The sequence below is a fragment of the Bacteroides sp. ZJ-18 genome (assembly GCF_011038705.2).
GTDB classification, from domain to species: Bacteria; Bacteroidota; Bacteroidia; order Bacteroidales; family Bacteroidaceae; genus Bacteroides; species Bacteroides hominis.
Genome location: NZ_CP072198.1, coordinates 1,894,261 through 1,918,901 on the forward strand (window position 1 = coordinate 1,894,261; position 24,641 = coordinate 1,918,901).

At 43.2% G+C, this 24,641-nt stretch carries 19 protein-coding genes; 4 read left to right on the plus strand and 15 right to left on the minus strand.

Going from position 1 to position 24,641, the window contains the following annotated elements:
- Window positions 1-11: 11 nt before the first annotated feature.
- Entirely contained in the window at window positions 12-1,259 is a 1,248-nt protein-coding gene (locus G7Y45_RS07505; RefSeq protein ID WP_005810225.1) for a PNGase F N-terminal domain-containing protein, read from the plus strand.
- A gap of 401 nt (window positions 1,260-1,660) precedes the next feature.
- Here the strand turns inward: G7Y45_RS07505 and G7Y45_RS07510 are convergent, their stop codons facing one another.
- The 5 genes from G7Y45_RS07510 to G7Y45_RS07530 all read right to left on the minus strand — a co-directional run bounded on the left by G7Y45_RS07510 (window position 1,661) and on the right by G7Y45_RS07530 (window position 10,082).
- Window positions 1,661-5,128, minus strand: a complete 3,468-nt coding sequence (locus G7Y45_RS07510) for an AAA domain-containing protein (RefSeq protein WP_206265662.1) — start codon at window positions 5,126-5,128, stop codon at window positions 1,661-1,663.
- Window positions 5,129-5,209: 81 nt separating this feature from the next.
- Window positions 5,210-6,010, minus strand: coding sequence for a twin-arginine translocase subunit TatC (tatC, locus tag G7Y45_RS07515; RefSeq protein ID WP_005775615.1), 801 nt, complete (start codon window positions 6,008-6,010; stop codon window positions 5,210-5,212).
- A 33-nt stretch (window positions 6,011-6,043) separates the two neighbouring features.
- Complete coding sequence (locus tag G7Y45_RS07520; RefSeq protein WP_005775616.1) at window positions 6,044-6,271, minus strand: twin-arginine translocase TatA/TatE family subunit; 228 nt, start codon at window positions 6,269-6,271, stop codon at window positions 6,044-6,046.
- 299 nt (window positions 6,272-6,570) lie between these two features.
- On the minus strand, window positions 6,571-9,066 hold the full coding sequence (locus G7Y45_RS07525) for a bifunctional UDP-N-acetylmuramoyl-tripeptide:D-alanyl-D-alanine ligase/alanine racemase (RefSeq protein ID WP_005818482.1): 2,496 nt from the start codon (window positions 9,064-9,066) through the stop codon (window positions 6,571-6,573).
- Between the two features lie 29 nt (window positions 9,067-9,095).
- Window positions 9,096-10,082, minus strand: a complete 987-nt coding sequence (locus G7Y45_RS07530) for a GSCFA domain-containing protein (RefSeq protein WP_032540841.1) — start codon at window positions 10,080-10,082, stop codon at window positions 9,096-9,098.
- A gap of 423 nt (window positions 10,083-10,505) precedes the next feature.
- Here G7Y45_RS07530 and G7Y45_RS07535 point away from each other — a divergent pair, with 423 nt between their 5' ends.
- The 3 genes from G7Y45_RS07535 (at window position 10,506) to G7Y45_RS07545 (ending at window position 14,737) form a co-directional block, all read left to right on the plus strand.
- Window positions 10,506-10,871 (plus strand): BlaI/MecI/CopY family transcriptional regulator, encoded by a 366-nt coding sequence (locus G7Y45_RS07535; protein WP_005775621.1) that lies wholly within the window; start codon window positions 10,506-10,508, stop codon window positions 10,869-10,871.
- Window positions 10,872-10,906: 35 nt separating this feature from the next.
- On the plus strand, window positions 10,907-12,469 hold the full coding sequence (locus tag G7Y45_RS07540) for a carboxypeptidase-like regulatory domain-containing protein (RefSeq protein ID WP_165016884.1): 1,563 nt from the start codon (window positions 10,907-10,909) through the stop codon (window positions 12,467-12,469).
- A gap of 225 nt (window positions 12,470-12,694) precedes the next feature.
- Complete coding sequence (locus tag G7Y45_RS07545) at window positions 12,695-14,737, plus strand: sensor histidine kinase (RefSeq protein WP_005810203.1); 2,043 nt, start codon at window positions 12,695-12,697, stop codon at window positions 14,735-14,737.
- A gap of 91 nt (window positions 14,738-14,828) precedes the next feature.
- On the opposite strand, the gene G7Y45_RS07550 is transcribed toward G7Y45_RS07545, so the two are convergent.
- The 10 genes from G7Y45_RS07550 to prfA all read right to left on the minus strand — a co-directional run bounded on the left by G7Y45_RS07550 (window position 14,829) and on the right by prfA (window position 24,620).
- Entirely contained in the window at window positions 14,829-16,004 is a 1,176-nt protein-coding gene (locus G7Y45_RS07550; RefSeq protein WP_165016882.1) for a 6-bladed beta-propeller, read from the minus strand.
- Complete coding sequence (locus G7Y45_RS07555; RefSeq protein ID WP_005775625.1) at window positions 15,967-16,278, minus strand: hypothetical protein; 312 nt, start codon at window positions 16,276-16,278, stop codon at window positions 15,967-15,969. Before G7Y45_RS07555 ends, G7Y45_RS07550 begins: the two co-directional genes overlap by 38 nt.
- Window positions 16,279-16,403: 125 nt before the next feature.
- Window positions 16,404-17,318, minus strand: coding sequence for a tRNA (adenosine(37)-N6)-dimethylallyltransferase MiaA (miaA, locus tag G7Y45_RS07560; RefSeq protein ID WP_165016879.1), 915 nt, complete (start codon window positions 17,316-17,318; stop codon window positions 16,404-16,406).
- A gap of 100 nt (window positions 17,319-17,418) precedes the next feature.
- Window positions 17,419-17,982, minus strand: a complete 564-nt coding sequence (locus G7Y45_RS07565; RefSeq protein ID WP_005775628.1) for a hypothetical protein — start codon at window positions 17,980-17,982, stop codon at window positions 17,419-17,421.
- A 134-nt stretch (window positions 17,983-18,116) separates the two neighbouring features.
- The gene (gene lpxA / locus G7Y45_RS07570; protein WP_005775629.1) at window positions 18,117-18,884 is read right to left on the minus strand and encodes an acyl-ACP--UDP-N-acetylglucosamine O-acyltransferase; all 768 of its coding nucleotides are present in this window, start codon (window positions 18,882-18,884) and stop codon (window positions 18,117-18,119) included.
- A gap of 9 nt (window positions 18,885-18,893) precedes the next feature.
- Window positions 18,894-20,279: a bifunctional UDP-3-O-[3-hydroxymyristoyl] N-acetylglucosamine deacetylase/3-hydroxyacyl-ACP dehydratase gene (locus tag G7Y45_RS07575; RefSeq protein ID WP_005775630.1), complete on the minus strand. Its 1,386-nt coding sequence runs from the start codon at window positions 20,277-20,279 to the stop codon at window positions 18,894-18,896.
- 3 nt (window positions 20,280-20,282) lie between these two features.
- A complete protein-coding gene (lpxD, locus tag G7Y45_RS07580; protein WP_005775631.1) occupies window positions 20,283-21,323 on the minus strand; it encodes a UDP-3-O-(3-hydroxymyristoyl)glucosamine N-acyltransferase in 1,041 nt (346 codons plus the stop codon).
- 82 nt (window positions 21,324-21,405) lie between these two features.
- Entirely contained in the window at window positions 21,406-22,635 is a 1,230-nt protein-coding gene (locus G7Y45_RS07585; protein WP_005775632.1) for an HD domain-containing protein, read from the minus strand.
- On the minus strand, window positions 22,635-23,459 hold the full coding sequence (gene pyrF / locus G7Y45_RS07590) for an orotidine-5'-phosphate decarboxylase (RefSeq protein ID WP_165016876.1): 825 nt from the start codon (window positions 23,457-23,459) through the stop codon (window positions 22,635-22,637). The genes G7Y45_RS07585 and pyrF overlap by 1 nt, the downstream gene beginning before the upstream one ends.
- A 48-nt stretch (window positions 23,460-23,507) precedes the next feature.
- Entirely contained in the window at window positions 23,508-24,620 is a 1,113-nt protein-coding gene (prfA, locus tag G7Y45_RS07595; RefSeq protein ID WP_005775635.1) for a peptide chain release factor 1, read from the minus strand.
- Between the last annotated feature and the right edge of the window lie 21 nt (window positions 24,621-24,641).

A 24,641-nucleotide genomic window follows, 5' to 3' on the forward strand; every position in this document is an offset into this window, starting at 1 on the left:
AATAAACCTTTATGAATTTCAGATTAACTTCTTTATTCGTTTTTCTATTCCTTTCTGTTCAGCTTTGGGCGGGAGGACATAAGAACCTGCCTGCCAAAGGCGACCTTCACGTTCCGGTATTTGAGAATGTGAATGTACGTTTCTCTCCTGATACGTATCCTAATAATTATAACGGGGCGGATGAGTCAGGTGTATACCATCTGGTCAATGGGCGTATCATCCTGAAGAAGATAACTCTTCCTGCATACAAACGAAATGTGTCGGTGAACCTAAAGATTACCCTTGCTTCCAACGGTGATCGCTGGGATAAGTCGGGCTCTTGTTTTGTGTTGCCCAAGTCATCAGCTGTCAATCTGCTGACAATCGCTCGTGATGGTGCGAAGTTTCCTCCGGTAGATAGCTTGAAGTTGGAAAAAATGGTAGGTATCGTTTCCGGAAAAGACTATTTGCCTACAGTAGAGTTGATGCGTTTTATGACTCCATTCGGTGTGGGGTACTATAGTAATAACAATGATTCACTGAGCAGCAAACGCCGTCCGGTTTATATCCCCAAGTGGGAAAGCAATGTTACCTGGCAACAAGATATTACCGATCTTTATCCTTTGCTTGAAGGAGAGGCTTATGTCGGTATTTATATTGATACCTGGACTTCTGAAGGTTATCTGGTAAGTGCGGATATTGACGTGAAAGAAAGTCGCCTTACTTGTGACGCTCTTCCGAAACGCCATGTAGAACCGTTGATGAATACCGTTTATTATATGGGACAGAGCTATCCTGATATTTTTGCCCGTCGGGATGTATCTACTGATTTTACAGTTCCCAAAGGAGCAAAAAATATCCGTCTTAAATATATAGTGACCGGACATGGTGGCCATAGCGGTGGGGACGAATTTGTGCAAAAGCGTAACATTATTTCTGTTGATGGGAAAGAGGTGCTCAACTTTGTTCCTTGGCGTGATGATTGTGCTTCTTTCCGGCGTTTCAATCCGGCGACCGGTGTTTGGCTGATCAAACGTTTGGCATCTTATATCGGTGAAAAGGGGTATACAGAGAAAGAAGTGGAAGAGCCGCTGGCTTCTTCGGATCTTTCCCGTTCCAATTGGTGTCCCGGTTCGGACGTTGTGCCCGAAGAGGCAATTATTGGTACGCTTACTCCCGGCAAGCACACTTTTACGGTCAGTATTCCTGAGGCTCAGGTTGTAGATGGGAATAAACTGAACCATTGGCTGGTTTCAGCTTATCTGGTATGGGAGGAATGATTGCGTTAGGGTTCATCCCGTAAGTGTATAATTCTATACTGCTTTGAATTTGATTCACCACAGAGGACACGGAGGACACGGAGAATATTTTCTTTAATATACTAAGCAAGAAATTAAAACTCCGTGTCCTCCGTGTCCTCTGTGGTGATTTCTGTCGATAGGATATAAAAAAAGCCTCTTCTCACGAAGCGGCTTTTTGGGTTTACTTTCTTTTTATGCTTTAGCTCAAAAAGAAAGCAAACTTTAAGATGAAAAAAAGGGAAGTCTCACGACTTCCACAATTCTTCTAACCTTAAATCTAAATCTCTATGAAAAAAACGTAGTGCAAATATAGCGGTTTGCAATATACTGAGGTGTTAACGAAGTTCAGAAAGAAAGAATAAAAGCTAAGGACTGCAAAATTAAGATAATGCCTCTCGCTGTTTTATTAATTTTATCAAACTGTCATAAATTGGATTCTGTTCAAGCAGTCGGGGCACTCCTGTAATGAACATTTGCTTGCGTGCGCGGGTCAGCGCGACATTTAGTTTCCGGTCTATAAGGACTCCATTTTCTTCTGTCAGATTAGAGAGGAAGCGAAGTTGGTAGGGGTAGTTTACACAAAATGAATAGATGATGACATCTCGTTCGCTTCCCTGAAAACGTTCTACGGTATCTACCAGAATTGAGTTCAGTTCCGGGATTCCCAACATGGCAATTTCTTTTTTAATCAAAGCGATCTGGCTTCGGTAAGGGGTAATGATCCCCAAGGTGCGTGTAATTTCAAAAGTCCCGGCATATTGCCGGTAAATGTCTGCTGCAAGCCGGGCTGTGATACACGCTTCCGAGTGGTTGACTTTTGCCGAAGCTCCTTGTGGTTCTGCTTCTGAAGGAAGGAAGACTATTCTTGACATTCCTGCTATGGTTTCAACCTGATGGGGAAGTCCCACCGGGATCAACCGCCCTTCGTAAAAAGCACGGTTGGCAAAAAGGGCTACTTCGGGGTGCATCCGTCCCTGCTTGCAAAGCATATCGAAGGAGCGATGTCCTTCGGGTGATGAAGAGGAAACAGAAGGGAGAAGATCGGTTGATGATGTACGTGCGGTACGGTAGAGGCGCTCAAAGAGAGAATCTTTGAGGTTTTTCAGTCCGATGGCACGTAGCTCCTCATCATAAATCTCCGATTGTCCGGTATTTTGCAATACGACAGCAGGTAGCTGCTTATGGTCACCGATCAGAATAAATTTGCCAATGGCATTTTCTCCATCTTCACTGCGGGCACAGAGGATGCCCAACAGTTGAGGCTCCAGAATTTGAGTGGCTTCATCCACGATGGCTACATCGAACTTTTTCAGGCGAAAGAGTTCGGGCTTACCGGAAATGGAGGCTACTGTCCCTACAAAGATACGGCAGTGACTGATGCGCTCGGTTACTTCGGACCGGCGGAAGCAGTGTGATAGTTCATTTTCAATCAAGTGGTCGCGATAGGCTTCGTCACATGAAAGTTCGCTGCCCACACGGATAAAATCGACTTTCGGGTGGATAGACGAAAGGGCTTTGCAGATTTCATCTACAGCCCGGTTAGTATATGAAAGGAGAAGTATTTGCGCCTTTTCTTCCCTATGAAAGGTTTCTACCATTTTCTTCAGGGCACACGAAGTTTTGCCGGTTCCCGGAGGACCTACCAGTAAGAAATAGTCTTTGGCAGCCTGTGCTTTCAGAGCCACCCGGGAGAAGTCATCGGTGGCGGAAAGAATGTGTCCGTCCAGTCCGGAGTCAAACTCGGGCGGACGTTGTCCCAACAATAGATCACGCCGTTCCTTTGTTGCTGAAGCAAAAGCTGACAGTCCCTGATACATGCTTCGGAAAGTGGTATCCATGGTATCGTGTTCGATTGCGTAAAGGCTGTCCGGAGGAAGTACGGAACTGTTTCGCTGAGTGGAGCGCAGGCGGATACCTATCTCTTCTTCTGTGATGAATTCGATATTGCCTTTGAATACCATTTTGTTAGTAGCGTTATCCTCATCTCCGTTACGCTCGTAGAGAACAATGGCATCTCCCTGGCGGAAATTAGGCAGGGCTTGTGGCTCGTTTTTTTCCGGAGATGATATTTCGTTTTTTTCCGGGGATGTTTTCGTCTCTTCAGACGAAGGTTCGCTCTTCTTTTGTGAAAGAAGAATATGTGCTTTATGTTTGTCCGCTGCATGGTTTTCTTTGATGTGCAGGTCATAAAGAATTTCTCCGGCTTCGCATTTCTCTGCTAAAGTAGAGAGCCACAAGGCAGCTGCACCGGTGCGGCCTTCATAATCGACATCTCCGGATTTGGAAGTGTATAACTCCTTGGTTATGAAATTATAGAGTACGAAGAAGTACGACCGTTCCAACGAGGTGAGTGAACCCAGTTTCTGCGATAGGTTGTCGATGGAAGGGCGGAGATATTGTTCCCAGAAACGGCCGGATAATCCTCGTTCATTAAGTACGTTGGACTGTATGGCCTGGAGTTTTAAAGCAGTATACTCCACGCTGTTTCGTAGCTGGATTCCGTATTCATCGGATACGATCCGGTTGCGCAGATTGATGACGCGGCGTACCATTGCCCACGACGGACGTGCCGGATAGAGCAAGGGATAGCGTGTATAGAGTAGGTAAGCCTTTACCCGGTGATGATCCATCCCCATAGAATATTGCAGCACTGCTTGGTAAAGCAGCATCTGTACTTTATTGTTTTCTTTCGGTTCTACTTTGTTGCGGATAGAGTATTCGTCTGCTTTTCCGGATTTCATTTCGATGAAGGATGACATGTCCCGTTGCATATAATCCAGTCGTCCTTGCAGACCGAGTGCTTCACAGATGTAAGAAGGTTCAAGCACAGCGTCCCTCTTGTCCAATTCGTAACCCGGAGCATGGAAAGTGTCGTTTACCACTTCCCGGATATGTTCGAAGTGTAGTTTGCAATCGTCAAAAAACTGACGCTCTTTCTCCTTATCGCGTAAGTCGGCGCAGGCTGCCAGCTCAATCGGGTAACGGCGGAAAGCTTTCTGCATACATTCTCTATAGTCCGGTTCCTCTTCAGCATGAATCCATTCGTCAAGAAAAAGGTTGGCAATGTTTCCCAGAAGTAGCGGACGGGCGTTCTCAATGGGCTGGAGGCGTGCCAATACATAGTTGGCAGGATGATGTCCGTAATCGCGGAAGCATTCGGCTAACGAACTGATATCGATCAGATAGTCCGGTTCAAGTACAATGAACGAAGGGGTCAGAATGCCGGCTTCGTCAATAGCTACGTCGAGCAGATTGAGTTGGGCATGGTGCCATAGAATTTCACAAGTCTGCGCAAATTCCTCGTTGATTTGAGGAACGTTATAGCGTACCCGGAGAAACTCATCGGCAAGCGCATCGACCGGAATAACATAAAGATACTGTTCGTCTGCATATTGATAGCATACACGCATTCGTTTTACCTGTTTCTTAGCCGGAGGGGCCACGATATAAGTTGCATCGGTACGAGGCAGTAGGCGATAGAGCGTACTGGGAATCTCAATTTCATAAAGTTTGCGTATAAAGAAAGCAAGTGTCTTGATATCTCGCAGCAGTTTTTCGCGTACCGGTTCTTCCTTGCGGTTAAGAATGGCATTCGAGGTCAGCCGGAAAGTGTGCAGCCGGTTTTGTTCGACAACCGTCAGGCCGGCTCGTGCGGATACGAAACTGATACGTGCTGAGAGGTCAGTCATCTGAAGGCTTTCATCCTGCATTTGCGCCCGGCACAATCGTTCAAGCAGGTCACGTAACTGTTTGTAAGCCATTGCCAGATTGTCGTTTGTGGTCTGGCAAGCTGCAAGCAGGATCTCAAAAGATTCGTTCACTTCATTTTCCATACAGCAAAAATACATGATAATTCCCGGAATTTCATGCGGATGGACAAAAATGTAGATGGAAACACCTGATGATGGTTGGCAATAAAACGTAGAGCTCTATGAACTGGCCGCTTTTTTGTCTTTAATCATCAATATACTCATTTCATAGAGCAAATAGAGCGGGATGGCGACAACACTGAGTGTGAAAGGGTCGCCGGTAGGAGTGATTACAGCTGCGGCAATTACAATTACAACGATGGCATGCCTCCTGTATTTCCGAAGGAACGATTTGTTGACCAACCCTAACAGAGAGAGTAACCATGTCAATAGCGGAAGTTCAAAAGCCAATCCCATACATAATACCAACATCATAAAGTTGTCAATATAGGAATTCAGAGAAATCTGGTTTTCGATTTCAGCACTGAGTTGGTAAGTGGATAAGAAGCGTAGAGTGAGAGGATAGACCATGAAGTAGCCCAGCAGGACTCCGATAAAGAACATAACCGTACCGATGGTAAGTGCTTTTTGCACTCCTTTTCGTTCGTTGGGATATAAAGCGGGACTGATAAAACGCCAGATTTCAAAGAACAGATAGGGCATAGCAGTGACCACCGACATCCAGAAAGCAGTGGACATATGAATGAAGAAGGGGGCAGCCAGGTTGATATTGACCAATTTGACTTTAAAGTCTTGGGTAAAGAATTCGTCTGTCAGATTGAATGTACGCCCTATTTCGCGGAGAAGGTCATAAAAGATAAAATTGTTATGGCAGGGTGCCAGAATCACAGAGTCGAACAGATAAGGCATGGCTATGAAGTATCCCACAGCCAGTACAAACCAAACGGCAATCATCCGAAAAAGTACCCGGCGCAGTTCGTCCAGGTGGTCCCAAAAAGTCAGCTCTTTGTTTTCTGCCATTATGCAAAGATAAAGATGGAGAGAGCAAAAGAATTATTTATCTTTCTTCTCCGTATCTGAAGGTTCGTCTATTTCGTTCTTAGCTTTGTTTATCTCTTCTTTGGCTTCATTTACGCCTTCTTTAAAACTTTTCACTCCTTTGCCGAGACCTCGCATCAGTTCGGGAATTTTTTTTCCGCCAAAGAGCAGGAGAATAACCAGCAAAATGATAATCCATTCGGAGCCGCTGGGCATAAATCCCAATAATAACAGGTTTGTCATAACATCATTGTATTAGTTTGTGCAAAGATAGATTTTTTTGAATGAAAATAGAAGGAGCGGAATCATAAAAGCGAAAACGGAAGCGATAAAAACGAAAAGAGGGGCTATGTCAAAACTTGCCATAAGGACACATAGTAGCGCAGAATAAATTTTAAATCATAGATTATCAATATGAATATTCTGTGCTACTCTGTATCCTCTGTGGTGGAAAGACTTTCAATGCGCCTCCTGATGGTTTATCCCTTTTTAATTACCGGATTCCGGGGACTTGTGGTGTCCAGAGGAATCCGTGGAAGAGTTTAATCCTGATAATATACCCTCTTTACCCGGGTTGAGATACCTGTCAGTACCTCGTAAGGAATGGTGTCAAGGGTATCCGAAAGAACGGTAATGGGCAGCTCGTCACCGAAAATCACGGCTTGGTCACCTTCTCTGCAATCGATATCCGTCACATCTATCATACATACATCCATGCATATATTACCCACATATGGAGCTTTTTTACCATTGACGAGGCAATAACCGTGCCCGCATCCCAGATGGCGGTTCAGACCGTCAGCATATCCGATGGGGATTGCAGCGATGCGCGAAGGACGAACCAGATGTCCTTTGCGGCTATATCCTACCGTATCTTCCTCCGCTACATCACGTATCTGGAGAATGGTTGTTTTCAGTGTACTTACGTTGTTGATGACTGAATTGTCAATGGGGCTGATACCATACAATCCGATGCCCAGCCGCACCATATCAAATTGTGCTCCGGGAAAACGTTCGATACCGGCCGTATTGCAGATATGGCGCAGTATCTTATGTGGAAATGCTTCTTGCAGCTCAGTCGACATATGTTCGTATCGTTCGATTTGCTGACGGGTGAATGCGTCGAATTGGGGCGAATCGCTTCCCACGAAATGTGAGAAGACCGAACGGGGTATCACGGCATTCTGATTCTTCAGCCGGCGAATCAGTTGCGGGATATCTTTTTCTTCGAATCCGAGCCGGTGCATGCCCGTATCCAGTTTTACGTGGATCGGGAAGTTGGTGATGCCTTCTTTTTCTGCAGCTTTAATCAGTGCGTCGAGCAGGTGGAAGTTATATACTTCCGGTTCCAGTTTATAGTCGAACATGGTTTTGAACGCTGTCAGTTCCGGGTCCATGATAATGATGGAAGCTGTGATACCGGCTTTGCGGAGATCGGAACCTTCGTCGGCTACTGCTACTGCCAGATAGTCGGCGTGATGTTCCTGAAGGGTTTTGGCTATTTCGTATGAACCGGCTCCATATGCCGATGCTTTCACCATGCATACCATTTTGGTTTCCGGTTTGAGCATCGAACGATAATGATTCAGATTGGCTACCATTGCACCCAGATTGACTTCCAGGATGGTTTCGTGCACTTTCAGTTCCAGTTCCTCCGATACGAGGTCGAAACTGAAGTTGCGGGAACCCTTTATCAGGATGATTTCATTTTTGAGCTTCTTTATGACATCTGATGCTAAAAGTGCCTTTGTGTCGGGAAAGAAATATTTCTCTATATCAAACTTCGATGCACACGAGGAGATTTCAGCTCCTACGCCGATAATCTTCTCGATGCCCCGGCTATGAACCAGTTGTGCTACTTTGCGATAGAGCGTTGTGGTGCTTTGCCCGGTCTCCAGAATGTCTGAGAGAATTAGAGTACGTTTCAAACCTTTTGATTGTGAACGGCGGTAAAGGAAGTCGAGAGCAATATCCAGTGAAGCAAGATCTGAGTTGTAGCTGTCATTGATCAGGATGCAGTTGTTCTTGCCGTCTTTTACTTCCAGGCGCATGGCTACGGGTTCAAGACGTGCCATACGTTCGGTGATTTGGTCGGCGGGTACCATCAGGTACAGGCATGCGGCCAGACAATTCAGGGAGTTCTCTATGGAAGCATCATCGATAAAGGGGATGCAGAATGTATTGTCCATCTCCAGATAGCGATAGGAGATGACGGTATGGTCTTCTCTCTTCTCCACCCTGCTGATGTAGAGCGGACGCTCGATGTCCTTCATGCTCCATGCGATTTCACGGGCGGTCAGCATCGACTTTCCGACACAATTGCTTATCATTTCGTTGTCACCATTGTAAATGACGACGTCACAGTCTTTAAACAAACTCAGTTTCTCCATGCACTTCTCCTGCAATGAAAAGAAATTTTCCTGGTGTGCCCCGCCAATGTTAGTCAGGATACCGATAGTCGGTTTGATCATATTCTGTAATGGACGCATCTCTCCCATTTCCGAAATACCGGCTTCAAAGATACCTAATTCGGACTCTTCGTTCATCTGCCAGACGGACAGCGGTACGCCGATCTGTGAATTGTAGCTGCGTGGCGAACGTACGATTACCCGGTCGGGACTGAGCAGTTGGTGCAGCCATTCTTTGACGATGGTTTTTCCATTGCTGCCCGTGATGCCGATTACAGGTATCTGGAAAGAGCCGCGATGTTGTTCGGACAGTTTCTGAAGTGCCTTTAAAGTATTGGGGACAATAAGGAAATTGCATTCCTGAGCCATTGTCACTTTCAGCTGTTCACTATCCATGGTGAGCCCCTTGAAATCCTCGCTTGTTACTACAAAGTTGCGGACTCCCCGTTCATAGAGATCAGGGATATAGCGTGCGCCGTTATTCCTTTTGGTAGGAATGGCAAAAAAGAGGGTCTCTTCCGGAAAGCATAACGAACGGCTGTCTGTCAGTAGCCAGTCGATGGTAGCAGGCTTGTTTCCCAGACGCCGTGCACCTGTTTTTTCAACGATTGATTCAATTGTATATGACATAATAATAAAGCATTGGCATATTTGCACATTTATCGAAGCGCCAGTCGGCACATGTTTGTTTCTTTTTCGAAATCTAAGTACGGGTATTTTTCGTTAAGTCGTTCTATTTTTAACACAATTTGTCCTAAAAATCTTTTATACTCTTCTGACTCGGGATGGAAAGGTTTATGTGCAATGGCTTTCCGTATGGTTGCGCACTCCTTAATCAGTGCTTGCGTTTCGGGACGGAAAAATGTTTCCGAGAAGCGTTCCCAGAGGTAATTGACGGCCAATGACGACGGATGTACCATGTCATCTGCGTAGAAACGGTAATCCCGGAGCTCGTCCAATATTATTTCGTAAGAAGGGAAGTAAAAAGTGGCTTGTGGGTAACGTTGCATCAGCCGGTCGATGGTAAGGAGCAATACACTTTTGCTGAGTTGATTGGCGTGCATTCCGTCACGTACGTGACGGATGGGGCTGACTGTGAACAATATTTTGATCTTTGGATTCAGTGAAATCAGTTCGTCCAGTAACTGGATATAGTCTTCTGTTATCTCATCGGTCTCCAGACGACGGCGTACGAAATCCTTTTCAGGCAATTTGTGACAATTGGCTACTACCTTCCCCGTCTTTTTTTGTTCATATACGTATGCGGTGCCGAAGGTCAGCATGAGCCAGTCAAGTTGTTTCAGTTCTTTGTGTGCTTGCTCCAGGCGGACCCGTATATTCCGTACAACTTCTTCCGGAGTGGCTGCGGAGAAAGAGCCGTGATGCATTGGACTGTGCCAGTACTCACGATACGAGAAAAGGTCGGATTCTTCATACAGCCTTTTACGAATGATTTCACGCAAGGCCATTGAGATGGACAATGGGTTGTATAGGATACCGAAAGGATTGATATCTACTTGGAACTTATTTTCAGCAAGTAAGGTTCCGATGTTTTCTGCAAAACAGGAACCCATTATCAGCAGTCGCTGTGCATGGTGGATGGGGATGAATCCAGATGGAATTTCTACCGGAGTATTCAGGTTCATAATCAAGTAATTCTATAACAGAGGTACAAAGGTACATGATAATTTCGGTTCATCCGGCAAATGTGTGGTTTTTCTCATGCATTGCCAAAATCTGGTTTATCCGAAGAACGCATTGTCTTGACGCTAACTCCAAGTGTGGACATCCGTAACCTTGAATGCCGGTTCCGTTTACCAGCCGGGGTAAATGCTTTTACATGCCGAGGTAAATGGCTTTACATGCTGAGGTAAACGCTTTTACATGCCCGGGTAAATGGCTTTACATCGGGAGCGAAATTCAGGTAAATATAATCTTTTGATTATCAATTCCATTTAAATGCTGGTTCAGTTACGCATTTATCGGGTAACCCTTTAGTTTTAATTAACTGCTAAAATTAGTTTTTGAACTAAATCTTTTCGTTATTTGCATGCAAAAGAAGAAAAGTTATGAAAGGATTAACAGCAAAAGAAGAGGAAATTATGGGATTTTTCTGGGAGAAAGGTCCTTTGTTTGTGAAAGAAATGTTAGCATTCTATGATGAGCCGAAGCCACATTTTAATACATTGTCTACTATTGTGCGTGGACTGGAAGAGAAAGGTTTTCTGGCACACCATACTTATGGCAATACTTACCAGTATTATGCGGTTGTCAGTGAGTCCGACTTCAGTAAACGTACGTTGAAGAGCGTGATTAGTAAATATTTCAATAATTCATATCTCAGTGCCGTTTCGTCACTGGTGAAGGAAGAAGATATTTCACTCGATGATCTCAAAAAACTGATTCAGGAGGTGGAGCAGGGAAATGATGAGTAAAATGAAGTTGGGACCGTATCTTAAATAATGAATATATGGGAGTCTTTTTTGTCTATATACTGAAGTCATCTGCCTGTTTGGCGGGTTTTTATCTGTTTTATCGTTTACTGCTGAGTAAGGAGACGTTCCACCGGTTTAACCGAATTGCTCTGTTGGCTCTTTTGTTGCTGTCACTGCTGTTGCCTCTGATTCAGCTGACTACTACCCAACAGACGGAAATGCATCAGACGATGCTTACTATCGAACAGTTATTGATGATGGCAGATATGCCGGCATCTGAGGTGACACAGGCAGAAGGGGCATCTGTATCGGGTATTCAGATCATTTTGATAATCTATTTATCAGGTATTCTTTTTTTTGTGTGCCGTCATCTTTATTCCCTGATCCGTTTGCTGGCATTATTGAGGTCGGGCAAGAAAGAAAGGATGGGAAATGGAATAACTTTAGTGGTTCATCAGTGCAAAATTTCTCCTTTTAGCTGGATGAAATACATTGTTATTTCTAAGAAAGATTTAGAAGAAGACGGTAGAGAAATACTAATCCATGAAACGGCTCATATCTGTAACCGGCATTCTGTCGATTTGCTGATTGCGGACATTTGTATTTTCTTTCAATGGTTTAATCCGGCTTCCTGGCTGTTGAAGCAGGAACTGCAGAATATACATGAATACGAGGCTGATGAAACGGTGATAAGGGAGGGTGTCAATGCTAAGCAATATCAGTTATTACTGATAAAGAAAGCTGTTGGCACAAGGCTCTACTCTATGGCCAACAGCTTTAATCACAGTAAACTTAAAAAACGTATCACTATGATGTTAAAAGAAAAATCAAATCCCTGGGCACGATTGAAGTATTTGTATGTACTTCCTTTGGCCGCCATTGCTGTGACTGCATTTGCACGTCCGGAAATCTCCGGTAAGATGGAAGAGATTTCTGCCGTCAAAGTTAATGATTTAAAGCAGATAGTGGAGAAAAAAGTACCGGAAAAAACGATCGAGGTAGCAGTGGACACGGTGAAAAAGAATGCTCTGGAGAAGGTGGTCATTGAAGTGTCACAGTTGGATACAGTATCAATTTCAAGTAAAGTTACTATCTCGGATGGATTGAAAAGAAATGGATTATCTCCGTTTGCAACCCGACGGGTCGATTTTCAGCCTCAACCGTTGATAATGGTGGATGGAAAAGAGATAACCGGCGAACAAATGGAGGCGATCAATCCGGATATGATTGAGTCCATCAGTGTGCTGAAAGATAAAGAGTCGGTAAGGATCTATGGAGATAAAGCCGAACATGGTGTTATTTTGATTACGTTGAAAGGAGAAAATGCGAATGATTTAAATAAACTTTATTTTTCTACCATGAACTCGGATGAACTGGTAAAAGTAACAGGAACGATCAAGGATCATTTGAATAACCCGATAGTGGGGGCATCTGTATCTATTTCAGGTACTACTTTGGGAACCGTTTCTGACGCTTACGGACATTTTGTTATTTCGGCTCCCAGAAGTGCGATGCTTCACATTTCGTGCTTGGGTATGAAACCGGTTAGAACAGCTGTGTCGTCGGAAGTAAATGTGATATTGAATCCGGAAGACTGAAATCATTGTTATTGGTATAATTCCAACTAAACAGATATGCCGATGGGGACTGCAAAGAGATATGTGCAGGCTCCATCGGCATATCTGTTTATTGAAATTATGTTTGATTTTAATTTGCTCCAACTATATTATTTGTACTTTTGTGACTAACACAAGGCTTAACCTTCGGTTGGCAGAGTGACAAAAGAAAATGTCAGAGGATTACACTTTAACTATTATTTATTTATGAAGAAACTACTATCTGTTTTCTTATTTTTATTTTGCTACGTTGTAGCCGTCAATGCACAAGACGATACTGTACAGTATGATTCAATTATGAATCTGATGAAAGATAAAACGATTCCTTTGATGGAACGTTATTATATGACCGGAGATATCGCATATCTTTCGCGGGAACATCAGATTGCCGTACTGAAGCAATTGATTCCCGAAGCCAAAGAGGTGGAAGATAAAGCGGTTGTTACCCGCCTTTATTCAATTGTTGCGATGTTTGAGAATCAGCTCGGAGACATGGCTGAAGCTAAAAACTATCTGGATAGTGCTTTTATGAACAAAGGGAAGTTTGAAAACAATAATATTGCCGGTATGATGCATTATATTGCCGGTATCTATTATTCTGATAAAAATCAGATGGAGAAAGCGCATGAAAATTATTATCAGGCTGCTGATTATTTTAATCGTAATGCGGTGAAGCCGGCAATTCTGACGGAAATATATTATGATCTTTCTATTATTTATTCCATGTGGCAAGATGATGAGGGGTTGAATGATCTGTCCGAAGCGATGAAAGATCTGCCGGTGGATTTTCCTTTTCAGCAGATATTGAAATTGACCATAAAAGCAAAGTATTTTTATGCTTTATATCAAAATGAACATCGGATGAATCTGTTGGATTCTGTGACAAAATACAATCAGGAAGCCTTTGAGGTATACACATCAACCGAGAATCCATATGATGTGGGCTACGTTATATCCGATAATTATTTGCATCAGGCAGTTGTCTATAGTGAGGCCGGTAAGATAAAGGAAGCGGAACAATGTTTTGAAACGGGTAAAAAACTGATGAATCCTAAGAAGATCGATGCAAACGTGTCACTTAGCTATGTTTCGGGGGTGATTGCCTATTATCAGGCGGATTATGAATTGGCCGAGCAACATCTACAGGATGGATTGCATGAACTGAAAAAAATGAATGAAGAGCAGGAGGTGGATTATTATCATTCTTTGATTGATTTCTATACCTTATTGGCCAAAGTGTACGAAAAACAGGAACTTTATAATAAAGCTCTGGAGGCTGCCCGCAATTCATTGAAGTATGAAACCCGGTTGTTTGATAAAAATAGTAGTAAGACTATTCAGAAGTTACGGGCACAATATAGTCTGGACGAAAAAGAGAGGGTGGTGAAGCAACTTACGGCCATCAATGAAAAGAACAAGTGGATTAATATTCTTTCTGTTACCTTGATTGTATTGGCGCTGATTACGATTGTTCTGTTGCTGATACGTTATCGTTCCCGTCAGCGTATTCATGAGGGGATGTTGCAGATTGCCAAGCTGAAACAACAGGAAACGGAATTGACGGTTGAATTGCAGAAGGCAAAACTGGAAGAGAGAGAACGCGAATTTCAAGCCTTGGTGCATGAGGCACAACAGCGTAAAGTGCAGTATTATCTTGAGGGCCTGGAGGTAGAGCGAAACCGTCTGGCTAAAGAACTCCATGATAATGTTTCGAACGAATTGCTGGCCATTAAAATGAAAATTGCTGACGGGACGAGTAGTCGGGAAGAGGTTTTGGATACATTACAAGCTTTGCAAACCGAAGTGCGGGGAATTTCACATGATTTGATGCCGCCTGTCTTTAAATATGCTTCCCTGTCTGAGATTCTTCAGGATTATGTCTATCAGCGTAATCAATCGGGACAGACCGAACTGACTTTGGTGCTTGAACCGGAGGAGGGATTCGATCATTTATCGCAGAAAGTAGCATTGGAGATTTATCGAATTGTACAGGAAGCTACAGGCAATGCATTGAAACATGCGCAGGCCACTCATATTAAGATTATTCTTGTTCGGGAGGGAAACAGGATAAAGCTGACAATAGCTGACAATGGCAAAGGCTTTGAACAACAAACCGGAAAGTCGGGAATTGGTCTGGTTATCATAAAGGAACGTGTGGAAAATCTGAAAGGAGTTCTGACTCTAAGTTCTGTTCCGGGCAAAGGAACGGATGTGATCGTAGAGATTGATTTAGACGGTCTGGAGAAATAAAAGAAAGATAGAATTTTTGCTGCCACCGACTGAGAGTGTGGTGAATAAAAGTTTCGACACACCCTCAATCGGTGGGGTTTGGGGATGCGGTTTATTTTACCTGATAGCTAAAAATCACCGGATTAGAGTCACTATCCAATGATTCTGTCAATTTATATAGTTTATCGGACATTTTGTTTTTGAAAGACGGATGATTGTCAACTATAGCTTTGAGGCTGAACAGGGTCGTGGGAGAAACCGTAAAGAATACTCGGTTATTGGCTCCTTCTACCGGTATATATTGGTGCAAGTCTGCTTGGTATTCCGTATTGTATATCTTATTGTATTTCAATAACTTGTTTTGATTTTTATCAAATACATATATACCGAATAGATTTGTACTGAATAATAAGTATTGGGGGGCGTCTGTCACGTTAGTCATTAAATATACATATCGGTCCCATGTGAACTTATTAAGTTCGCGGCAGGTGTATTCTTTGTCTTTGGCTGCTTCCGGAAAGCTTTCATTCATAAAATTGAAGGAGTAGTAAGGACTTATTTTCCCGTCTTCCAGTTGATAGATCGTATCATCGAACTTTCTGGTAAATACAACAGGAGCTGTTCCGCCCAGTTGATGTCCTCCGATAAAACAATAAGGAGCTATTTCTCGGAGTGGTTTTAATAATTCAGTCTTTTGATCGTTCGGGGCTATTACTGTGATGGATGATGTGGATAACTGATTATTAATAAGTGTGGCATTTTCTAAGTATATCATTCCGTTATCAATAGCTATTGAATGATAGTGTCCTGGTAGTTTTGTAGTTCTGATGAAGTTCCCTTGCAAGTCATAATATATCAGTGAGGTCGGGTCGGCTAAGAATACTAAATTTTCATTTTGCCTGTCTATGGCTATATCCAGTATGCTTCCATATTCTCCTTTACCTACTCCTACACGGTGTATGGTAAATAGATGTTTGCCTTTGTCATTGAAAGCCAACACTTGCTTCATGGATTTATCTAAAATATAATAGGTGTTTTTCCACTCTATTACCCGATTAATGCGTTTTATCAATGCATTGTCTTTTGTTTCCAGGCAGAAGACCTGCGGATTTTGTAGAAAAAGAGTGTCATTCACTGATTTCTCTACTGTTTCTAACTCTGCAATCGAGCTTGTTATTTCATTCTGGGTCATACATCCACAGAACATTGTCATCAATAGGAAGCCGGAGAAAAATATCTTTTTTTTCATATTAAAGAGGTCTTTGACTAATGTCTGCACTAAAATCATATTCGCATGCGATTATACCGCTGCCATAACAACTCGTTTCCGTATAAACAAAAATTGTTTCTATAGTTTTGTTTCCGTTTACATCTACTTGATAAACAGGCTCACTTTGGAAAGAGTCCATTATTCTTCTTTCAGCACCATTATTATAATCAAATTCAGTTTGTGCCAGTGCCTCAATATTGGCTAAAATTATATCCTGCTTTTGGTTTTTAAGATTAAACTCAATTGTAGTGATTGCGCACAAAGCAGTAGCTGCGATACCGCGTTTTTGCATAGTGTTAACTTTAAAAGATTAATATTATTATCTATGTTGGTAAATATATTAATTTTTTTATAATAACACTTGCTTTGCTCTTTTTTTATTCGGCTTCTTTTCTCTATTCTTTAAGAATATATCTGCTATTTATAAGTATCTAATTGAGAGTGGAGGTACGATAGTATTTCTATCTCTTGTTCAGGATGGAACCATTGGATTTCTTTATCCCGCTTAAACCAAGTCATTTGTTTGCGTGAATAGATACGTGAGTTTTGCTTTATCTTTTCAATGGCAAAAGGTAGTTCCCATTCTCCATCCAGATATTTGAATATCTCTTTATAACCAACAGTATTCAAAGAGTTTAGATTTCGGTGGGTATAGACAGAACGTGCTTCTTCCAGTAAGCCTTCTTCCATCATTTGGTCTACGCGGTGGTTGATACGGTCATACAGTTCGGCACGATCCCGAGTCAATCCTATTTTCAGAATATGAAAAGGACGTTCTTTTTTTTGTTGGGTGCGGAAGGAGGTATAAGTCTTTCCTGTCATGTAGCAGATTTCCAATGCGTGAATGACTCGTTTGGGATTCTTTAAATCTACAATTTTATAATATTCCGGGTCCAGCAATTTCAGTTCGGCACAGAGATTATCCAGTCCTTCTGTTTCGTATTTATGTAGCAGAAGTTCGCGGGTTTCCGTATCCACGGTCGGTATATCGTCAATACCTTTACAGATGGCATCTACATACATCATAGAACCTCCTGTGAGGAGAACGACATCATGCTGTTTGAATAAAAGTTCAAGGAGAGACATTACCTCCGTCTCATATTGGGCGGCACTGTAATAATCGGTGAGTTGCAAAGTACCTACAAAATAATGTGGAACCCGTTTTAATTGCTCCGGGGTTGGGGCTGCTGTTCCTATCTTAAGTTCGGCGTATAACTGCCGGGAATCAGACGAAATGATACTCGTCTTGAAATGTTCTGCTATACGGAGGCTTAACTCCGTTTTTCCTACGCCTGTAGGCCCTATAAGTACGATTAAAGTTTTGACAGTCATAACGATTAGTAATGTGATAATGTGTCCATGTGACAATATGTCGGCTGCTATGCAATATGATAACGTGGTCGGCAGGTGTATTGTCACATGGGCATATTATTCAAAATTTATCTTCGTCGTATGAACCTCCACCACCAGATGCACCATCGTTAACATCAAATCCTTCTGCATCAAAATCTTCCATGTCGAAGTCCTGATCACCATAGAAATTCTCATCTAAGTCGAGTGAGCCTCCTGCGGCAGCCATCTCTTCGAAATCTACTGTTTGCTTAGGAGCTTCACCTGACTTTTTGGTGCATTTGGCACCTTTTATTTCTTTTCCGGTGATGATTTCGGATAATTCGATAAAGAAACAACGTTCCGTCATGTAGTCGAATACATAGAGCAGTTTTTGTTTTTCGTCTTCAATCAGTTCGTTGAGGCGGGTTTCTTTCATTATCCAGCTGTCCATTTCCGGATTATTGTCCATTTCCTCCAGAGTAATTTCTTTCTCTTTTTCCCAATCGTCATCGCAGATAAAGAAAGAAGTCATCTGGTCATTCGTGTAACCCGCTGCTTTCAAGATAGCTTCGTGAAAATCGAAGAAAGTAGCTTCCGGGTCAATCTGTATCTCTCTGACGAAATCGTCAACCTCATCAGATATAATGGTAAATCTGTATATCATAGTTGTTACTGTTTTATTGATGGCGTAAAAGTAATAAAAAACCGAAAGATTGCAAATAAGATGGCTGGGTTTATTCCACAAAAAAGGAGGATGCTTTCCGGGCATCCTCCTTTTTCTTATTGATTTCTATTTATTTACCTGATGATTCCCCGGTCCGAGTTACGAATAAAATCAACGATATATTCTATTTCGGGACTGGCGGGTATTTCTGATTCAACCTTTGCAAGGGCGTCCGATGTGTTGAGTCCGCTTTGGTAAATGATGCGGTATGCATTATGAATATTTTCAATAACTTCATTTGAAAAACCACGACGACGGAGTCCGATGATGTTGATTCCACTATAAGCGATGGGTTCGCGACCGGCTATGATGTATGGGGGAATATCTTTGCTGAAACGACAACCTCCCTGGATCATCACGTATCCGCCTACCCGGCAAAACTGGTGCATCAATACATTTGCACTGATGATGGCATTATCGTCAATAACGATTTCACCGGCCATTTTGGTAGAATTACCAATGATACAGCCGTTACCGATCAATGCGTCGTGAGCTACATGGACACCTTCCATCAGCAGGTTGTTATTGCCTACAATGGTTCTGCCTTTGGCAGCTGTACCCCGGTTGATGGTCACATTTTCACGAATCAGGTTATTATCACCTATTTCGGCTGTGCTCTCTTCACCCTTGAATTTCAAATCCTGGGGAATTGCTCCGATAACGGCTCCCGGGAAGATTGTATTTCCGTTTCCGATACGTGAACCGTACAGGATGTTGGCATTAGCCATAATTTTATTGTTATCTCCGATGACTACATTTCTATCAATGTAAACAAACGGAGCAATCTCTACGTTTTCACCGATTTTTGCTTCGGGATGAATATACGCTAAGGGACTTATCATGCTTATAAATTATTTGTTTTTTACTATTTGTGCCATGAATTCGCATTCACAGACTACTTTTTCGCCAACGAAAGCATAGCCTTTCATCGTCGAGATTCCCCGGCGGATAGGAGCCAACAACTCTACGCGGAAGATCAGGGTGTCACCCGGTACTACTTTCTGACGGAACTTCACTCCATCGATTTTCATGAAATAAGTAGAATAACGCTCCGGTTCGTCTACTGAGTTTAAAACGAGTAGTCCGCCGATTTGGGCCATTGCTTCTATTTGCAATACACCGGGCATTACCGGTTCCTGAGGAAAATGTCCCTGAAAGAAGGGCTCGTTGGAGGTTACGTTTTTAACACCTACGATGTAGTTGGCACCAATTTCGATCACCTTATCCACCAACTGGAACGGATAGCGATGAGGAAGTAGCTCACGGATACGGTTTACGTCCATAATCGGAGCTCGGTTACAGTCATAGGTCGGTGCCTGTATCTCATGCAGGCGGATTTCCTTACGCATCTGACGTGCGAATTTGTTATTGATGGTATGTCCCGGGCGTGTAGCGATGATTCTTCCTTTAATCGGTTTACCAATCAAAGCAAGGTCTCCGATTACGTCCAGTAACTTATGGCGGGCACACTCGTTGGGCCATACCAACGGTTTATGGTTGATATATCCCAGTAGTTTGGCATCCATATGGGGAACACCCATAATATCGGCTAACTTATCATAGTTCTCTTGCGACATTTCGCGTTCGTAAATAACGATGGCATTGTCCAGATCGCCTCCTTTGATAAGTCCGGCTGATAACAGAGGTTCGATTTCACGTACAAACACAAAGGTACGGCTGGGGGCGATCTCTTCTTTGAATTTCTTCATATCCTCCAGTGTTGCAAACTGGTTCGGAATGATGGTCGAATCGTAAGAAACCAGTACGTTCAGGCTGAAATTCTCATCGGGTAATACAATGATGGATGAACCTGTCTCCTCGTCACGAAACTCTATTTTTGATTTAATGATATAGAAATCCTTAACAGCATTTTGCTCCTCGGTTCCTACTCTCTCTATTTCTTGTACATAATATTGTGCACTTCCGTCCAGAATCGGAAATTCCGGTCCGTTAACCTGGATCAGGCAGTTGTCGATGCCCAAAGCATAGAGGGCTGCCATTCCATGTTCAACTGTGCTTACTTTTACTCCATTTTTTGACAGCACGGTTCCTCTTGTCGTTTCAACTACATTATCAGCTACGGCATCAATAATGGGTTGCCCTTCCAGATCCGTGCGCTGTATTTTGTAGCCATGGTTATCCGGGGCAGGGTTAAACGTAACAGTCAGGTCAAGTCCAGTGTGAAGACCTTTTCCTCTCAGTGAAAAGCTATCTTTCAGAGTTTTTTGTTTCAGCATTGGTTACTTATTTAATTGTTGTTTTAATTCTTCTATTTCTTTGCGGAGATTGCGTAATTCGATCTGCATCTCCGGAAGGCTTTTTTGTGCGATGGATGCTTTGAAGTATTGTTTTAGCTCCATAGGAGGAGTTCCGATAAGTTGGCTACCGGATTTTATATTCCCCGGTACACCCGATTGAGCTCCCAGATTTACTTGGTTGCCTATTTTGAGATGTCCGGCAATACCTACTTGTCCGCCGAACATACACCATTCGCCTACCTTGGTAGAACCTGCGATACCCACTTGGGCAGCCATTACGGTATGCGAACCTATTTCGTCGTTGTGAGCTATCTGGATCAGATTATCTAATTTCACTCCGCTATGAATCACGGTCGCTCCCATGGTTGCGCGGTCTATGCAGGTATTGGCTCCGACTTCTACATTATCTTCAAGAATGACGATACCGATTTGAGGAATTTTTTCGTATCCTTGCGGGGTAGGAGCGAAACCGAAGCCGTCTGCTCCGATCACACATCCTGCGTGCAGGATACAATTGTTTCCTACCCGGCAATCATGATATACTGTTGCATTGGCATATAGGATACAATTACTGCCTATTTTGGCACCACCGCCTACAGTGGCATGCGGATGAATAACCGTATTATCTCCTACTTCCGCATGGTCGCCTATGCAGGCGAAAGGAGCTATATATACGTCTTTTCCTATTTTAGCGGTTTCCGCTACATAGGCACGTGGGTCGATACCGGTTCTTTTGGGTTTGCTCATCTCATATAGATTGAGCAGTTTGGCAAGGCTCTCGTAAGCATTGTCTACTTTGATTAATGTTGCTTTTACTTCTTGTTCGGGAGTAAAATCTTTGTTCACCAATACAATGCTAGCTTCGGTCTCATATATATAAGGTGTATATTTCGGATTAGAAAGGAAAGAGATAGCGCCCGGTATTCCTTCTTCTATCTTTGCGAATGTATGTACAGTAGCGTTTTCGTCACCTATAATTTCCCCTTGGATAAATGCTGCAATTTGCTTAGCCGAGAACTCCATAATCTTACTTTAAAATTTAATTAGTACGCAAATAACGGACTTTTTTTTTATATATCCTTACTCTTTGATGAATATTTTATACTTATCTATCCCAACGCAAGTAGCAGATATAGTATTTCTTTACCTTTTTAGAAAGCAATGAAATGTTTAGCATGTCCGATGCTTCTGCAATATTTTTTATTGTTCCGTCTTTGTAAATAATATCAATGCTGTCATCTGCCGAATCGTACATGTTCTTTTCGATACTGGGGGTAGAGACAAAATAGTCTGCTTCGGAAAGAGTGATGCCTAATTGTTGGCTGATCTGCAAAGTCAATTCTTTTTTTCGCTCTTCACTGATAGGTTCAGCGCATATCTCAACCTTGAATATGTTACGATTAATCATACCCAGGCTTAATGTTGATAAAACCTTATCCGTATGGGTGCTCCATACTTTAAGAGCCGTCCAGATATCATTATCGTCCAACTGAATGAAGTTTTCCAGACAGTCAGGGTTATTGTAAAATACTTCCGGGTCGATGTGGTTGTACAGGAAGAATTTCAGCGCCGGCGAGGCAAACAGTTCCACTCCTTGCGAAGCCAGTTCCTTGGCACGTAACAGGGCACTGATCAGCATCCGTTCATAGGCCACTGACGTTTTGTGCAGGTAAACCTGCCAGTACATCAGTCGCCGTGCTGTAAGGAAGTTTTCTATGGAATAGATTCCTTTGGACTCCACTACCAGATGGTCGTCTGCTACGTCGAGCATTTTGATGATGCGTGCCGAACCTATATTGCCTTCCGAAACTCCGGTATAGAAACTGTCACGGCGCAAGTAATCCAGACGGTCCATATCCAGTTGTCCGCTGACTAATTGGTGCAAGAAACGTTTGGGATATTCGTCTTTGAATATCTGAATGGCTAAACTAAGTTGTCCGTTCAGCTCCTTGTTCATCCGTTCCATCAGCATCAGGGAGATTTCTTCATGGGATACTCCTTTGACAATGGTGTCTTCAAGAACATGCGAAAAAGGCCCGTGGCCGATGTCGTGCAGAAGGATGGCTGCCTGTACGGCTTCGGCTTCACTGTCGAATATGAAGTTCCCTTTGGAGGCCAGTTGCGTGATAGCTTCGCTCATCAGGTGGAAAGCTCCCAGAGAGTGCTGGAACCGGGTGTGCTGTGCACCGGGATAGACTACGGATGAAAGCCCTACTTGCTTGATGCGGTTTAAACGCTGCAAAAGGGGATGCCGTACGATGTCGTACAGCAACCCCTTTGGTATGTTGATGAACCCGAATACCGGATCGTTGATTATCTTCCGTTCGTGAGGCATTATAAGATAGCTTTCAGCTGTTCTGCCATTTGCTCTTGCACTTCTTTGGCAGCGGCACGGGCGGCAGCGGCAAAATTTTCGGTCTTATCTACATAAATAATTCCGCGGGAGGAATTCACAATGAGTCCACAGGTACTGTTCATGCCATATTTGCATACTTCTTCAAGAGAACCTCCCTGAGCGCCGATACCCGGAACCAGAAGGAAGTGATTGGGGACAATTTTACGGATGTCTTCGAAAGCACGTCCCTGAGTAGCGCCCACAACGTACATCATCTGTTCATCATTGGCCCATTTCTGTGATTTTTTTAATACTTTCTCGAAAAGGCGTTCGCCGTTGGCATCTTCCGTCAGTTGGAAGTCGTGTGAGCCTTTGTTTGAAGTCAGAGCCAGCAGAATTACCCATTTCCCTTTGTAAGATAAGAACGGAGTAACGCTGTCCTCTCCCATATAAGGAGCTACAGTGACAGAGTCGATGTCGAGTTCTTCGAAGAAGGTGCGGGCGTACATTGCCGATGTATTGCCGATATCACCGCGTTTGGCGTCAGCAATGATAAACTGGTCGGGATAATTTTCTTTGATGTAATTTACAGTTTTTTCGAAAGCAATCCATCCTTTTACGCCCATGCTCTCATAGAAAGCCAGATTAGGTTTATAAGCGATGCAATAGTCTGCTGTTGCATCGACGATTGCTTTATTGAAAGCGAAGATGGGATCCGGATCATCCAACAGATGATCGGGTATCTTTTTAATATCTGTGTCGAGTCCTACGCAAAGAAATGATTTTTTGCGTTTGATGTTTTCAAATAATTGTTGCTTGTTCATCTTTCTTTATTTACAAATTTACGATTTACGATTGAAGTTGCCTTCTCGTTACAATTCACTCTCTTTCAGACGTTCAGCATTTTCGGCCACAGTCAACTTATCGATGCATTCCTGAATATCTCCGTCCATGAAGGCGGCCAGGTTATAGATGGTATAATTGATGCGATGGTCGGTTATACGTCCTTGGGGATAGTTATAAGTACGGATTTTGGCCGAACGGTCGCCCGTCGAAACCATTGTCTTACGTTTGGATGCGATGTCGTCGATATACTTCTGATGTTCCTTGTCGTAGATAAACGTACGAAGGCGCGCCAAAGCACGTTCTTTATTTTTAGGTTGGTCGCGGGTTTCAGTACATTCGATCAGGATTTCCTCTGCTACTCCCGTATTGGGATTTTTCCAGATGTAACGTAAGCGGACGCCCGATTCAACTTTGTTTACGTTTTGTCCGCCGGCACCTCCCGAACGGAAAGTATCCCATTTGATTTCACCTTCGTTGATCACTACATCAAACTCTTCCGCTTCGGGAAGTACAGCTACCGAGGCTGCCGAGGTATGCACGCGTCCCTGGGTTTCTGTTGCCGGCACGCGTTGAACACGGTGTACACCCGATTCGTATTTTAATGTGCCATATACATTATCGCCGGTAACACTGCAAATGATTTCCTTATATCCGCCGGCAGCACCTTCATTGGCGCTGGATACTTCCATCTTCCAACCTTTCGTTTCACAAAATTTGGCGTACATCCGGAAAAGGTCGCCTGCAAAGATGGCGGCTTCGTCTCCACCTGTACCTCCGCGAATTTCAAGAATGGCATTTTTACCGTCCTGAGGATCGGCCGGTACCAGTAACAGTTTGATTTCCTCTTCCAATACCGGAAGGCGTTCCTGGCTGTTGTCCATTTCCTCTTTGGCCATTTCTCTCATATCGGTATCCGACTCGTTTGAGAGAATGTCTTTAGCTTCTTCAATGTTGGCCAGCAGTTGCATGTACTCTTTACGGGCTTTCATCAAATCGTCCAGATCCTTGTATTCTTTGGTTAATTTTACGTATCGTTTCTGGTCGGCAATCACTGCCGGGTCGGTAATAAGGGTAGACACCTCTTCGAAACGGGCAACAAGACCGTCGAGTTTTTCTAATATACTATTGTTGTCTGCCATAAATTTAGGAGTTAAATGAGC

Bases quoted from the DNA above. Each gene is read 5' to 3' on its own strand.
- lpxD (WP_005775631.1), bottom strand. From the start codon at position 21,323: ATGGAGTTCTCGGCTAAGCAAATTGCAGCATTTATCCAAGGGGAAATT.
- G7Y45_RS07525 (WP_005818482.1), bottom strand. From the start codon at position 9,066: ATGTCATATACAATTGAATCAATCGTTGAAAAAACAGGTGCACGGCGT.
- G7Y45_RS07535 (WP_005775621.1), top strand. From the start codon at position 10,506: ATGAAAGGATTAACAGCAAAAGAAGAGGAAATTATGGGATTTTTCTGG.
- prfA (WP_005775635.1), bottom strand. From the start codon at position 24,620: ATGGCAGACAACAATAGTATATTAGAAAAACTCGACGGTCTTGTTGCC.
- G7Y45_RS07555 (WP_005775625.1), bottom strand. From the start codon at position 16,278: ATGCAAAAACGCGGTATCGCAGCTACTGCTTTGTGCGCAATCACTACA.
- G7Y45_RS07540 (WP_165016884.1), top strand. From the start codon at position 10,907: ATGGGAGTCTTTTTTGTCTATATACTGAAGTCATCTGCCTGTTTGGCG.
- G7Y45_RS07585 (WP_005775632.1), bottom strand. From the start codon at position 22,635: ATGCCTCACGAACGGAAGATAATCAACGATCCGGTATTCGGGTTCATC.
- G7Y45_RS07505 (WP_005810225.1), top strand. From the start codon at position 12: ATGAATTTCAGATTAACTTCTTTATTCGTTTTTCTATTCCTTTCTGTT.
- G7Y45_RS07530 (WP_032540841.1), bottom strand. From the start codon at position 10,082: ATGAACCTGAATACTCCGGTAGAAATTCCATCTGGATTCATCCCCATC.
- G7Y45_RS07575 (WP_005775630.1), bottom strand. From the start codon at position 20,279: ATGCTGAAACAAAAAACTCTGAAAGATAGCTTTTCACTGAGAGGAAAA.
- G7Y45_RS07510 (WP_206265662.1), bottom strand. From the start codon at position 5,128: ATGTATTTTTGCTGTATGGAAAATGAAGTGAACGAATCTTTTGAGATC.
- pyrF (WP_165016876.1), bottom strand. From the start codon at position 23,459: ATGAACAAGCAACAATTATTTGAAAACATCAAACGCAAAAAATCATTT.
- G7Y45_RS07565 (WP_005775628.1), bottom strand. From the start codon at position 17,982: ATGATATACAGATTTACCATTATATCTGATGAGGTTGACGATTTCGTC.
- lpxA (WP_005775629.1), bottom strand. From the start codon at position 18,884: ATGATAAGTCCCTTAGCGTATATTCATCCCGAAGCAAAAATCGGTGAA.
- G7Y45_RS07520 (WP_005775616.1), bottom strand. From the start codon at position 6,271: ATGACAAACCTGTTATTATTGGGATTTATGCCCAGCGGCTCCGAATGG.
- miaA (WP_165016879.1), bottom strand. From the start codon at position 17,318: ATGACTGTCAAAACTTTAATCGTACTTATAGGGCCTACAGGCGTAGGA.
- tatC (WP_005775615.1), bottom strand. From the start codon at position 6,010: ATGGCAGAAAACAAAGAGCTGACTTTTTGGGACCACCTGGACGAACTG.
- G7Y45_RS07545 (WP_005810203.1), top strand. From the start codon at position 12,695: ATGAAGAAACTACTATCTGTTTTCTTATTTTTATTTTGCTACGTTGTA.
- G7Y45_RS07550 (WP_165016882.1), bottom strand. From the start codon at position 16,004: ATGATTTTAGTGCAGACATTAGTCAAAGACCTCTTTAATATGAAAAAA.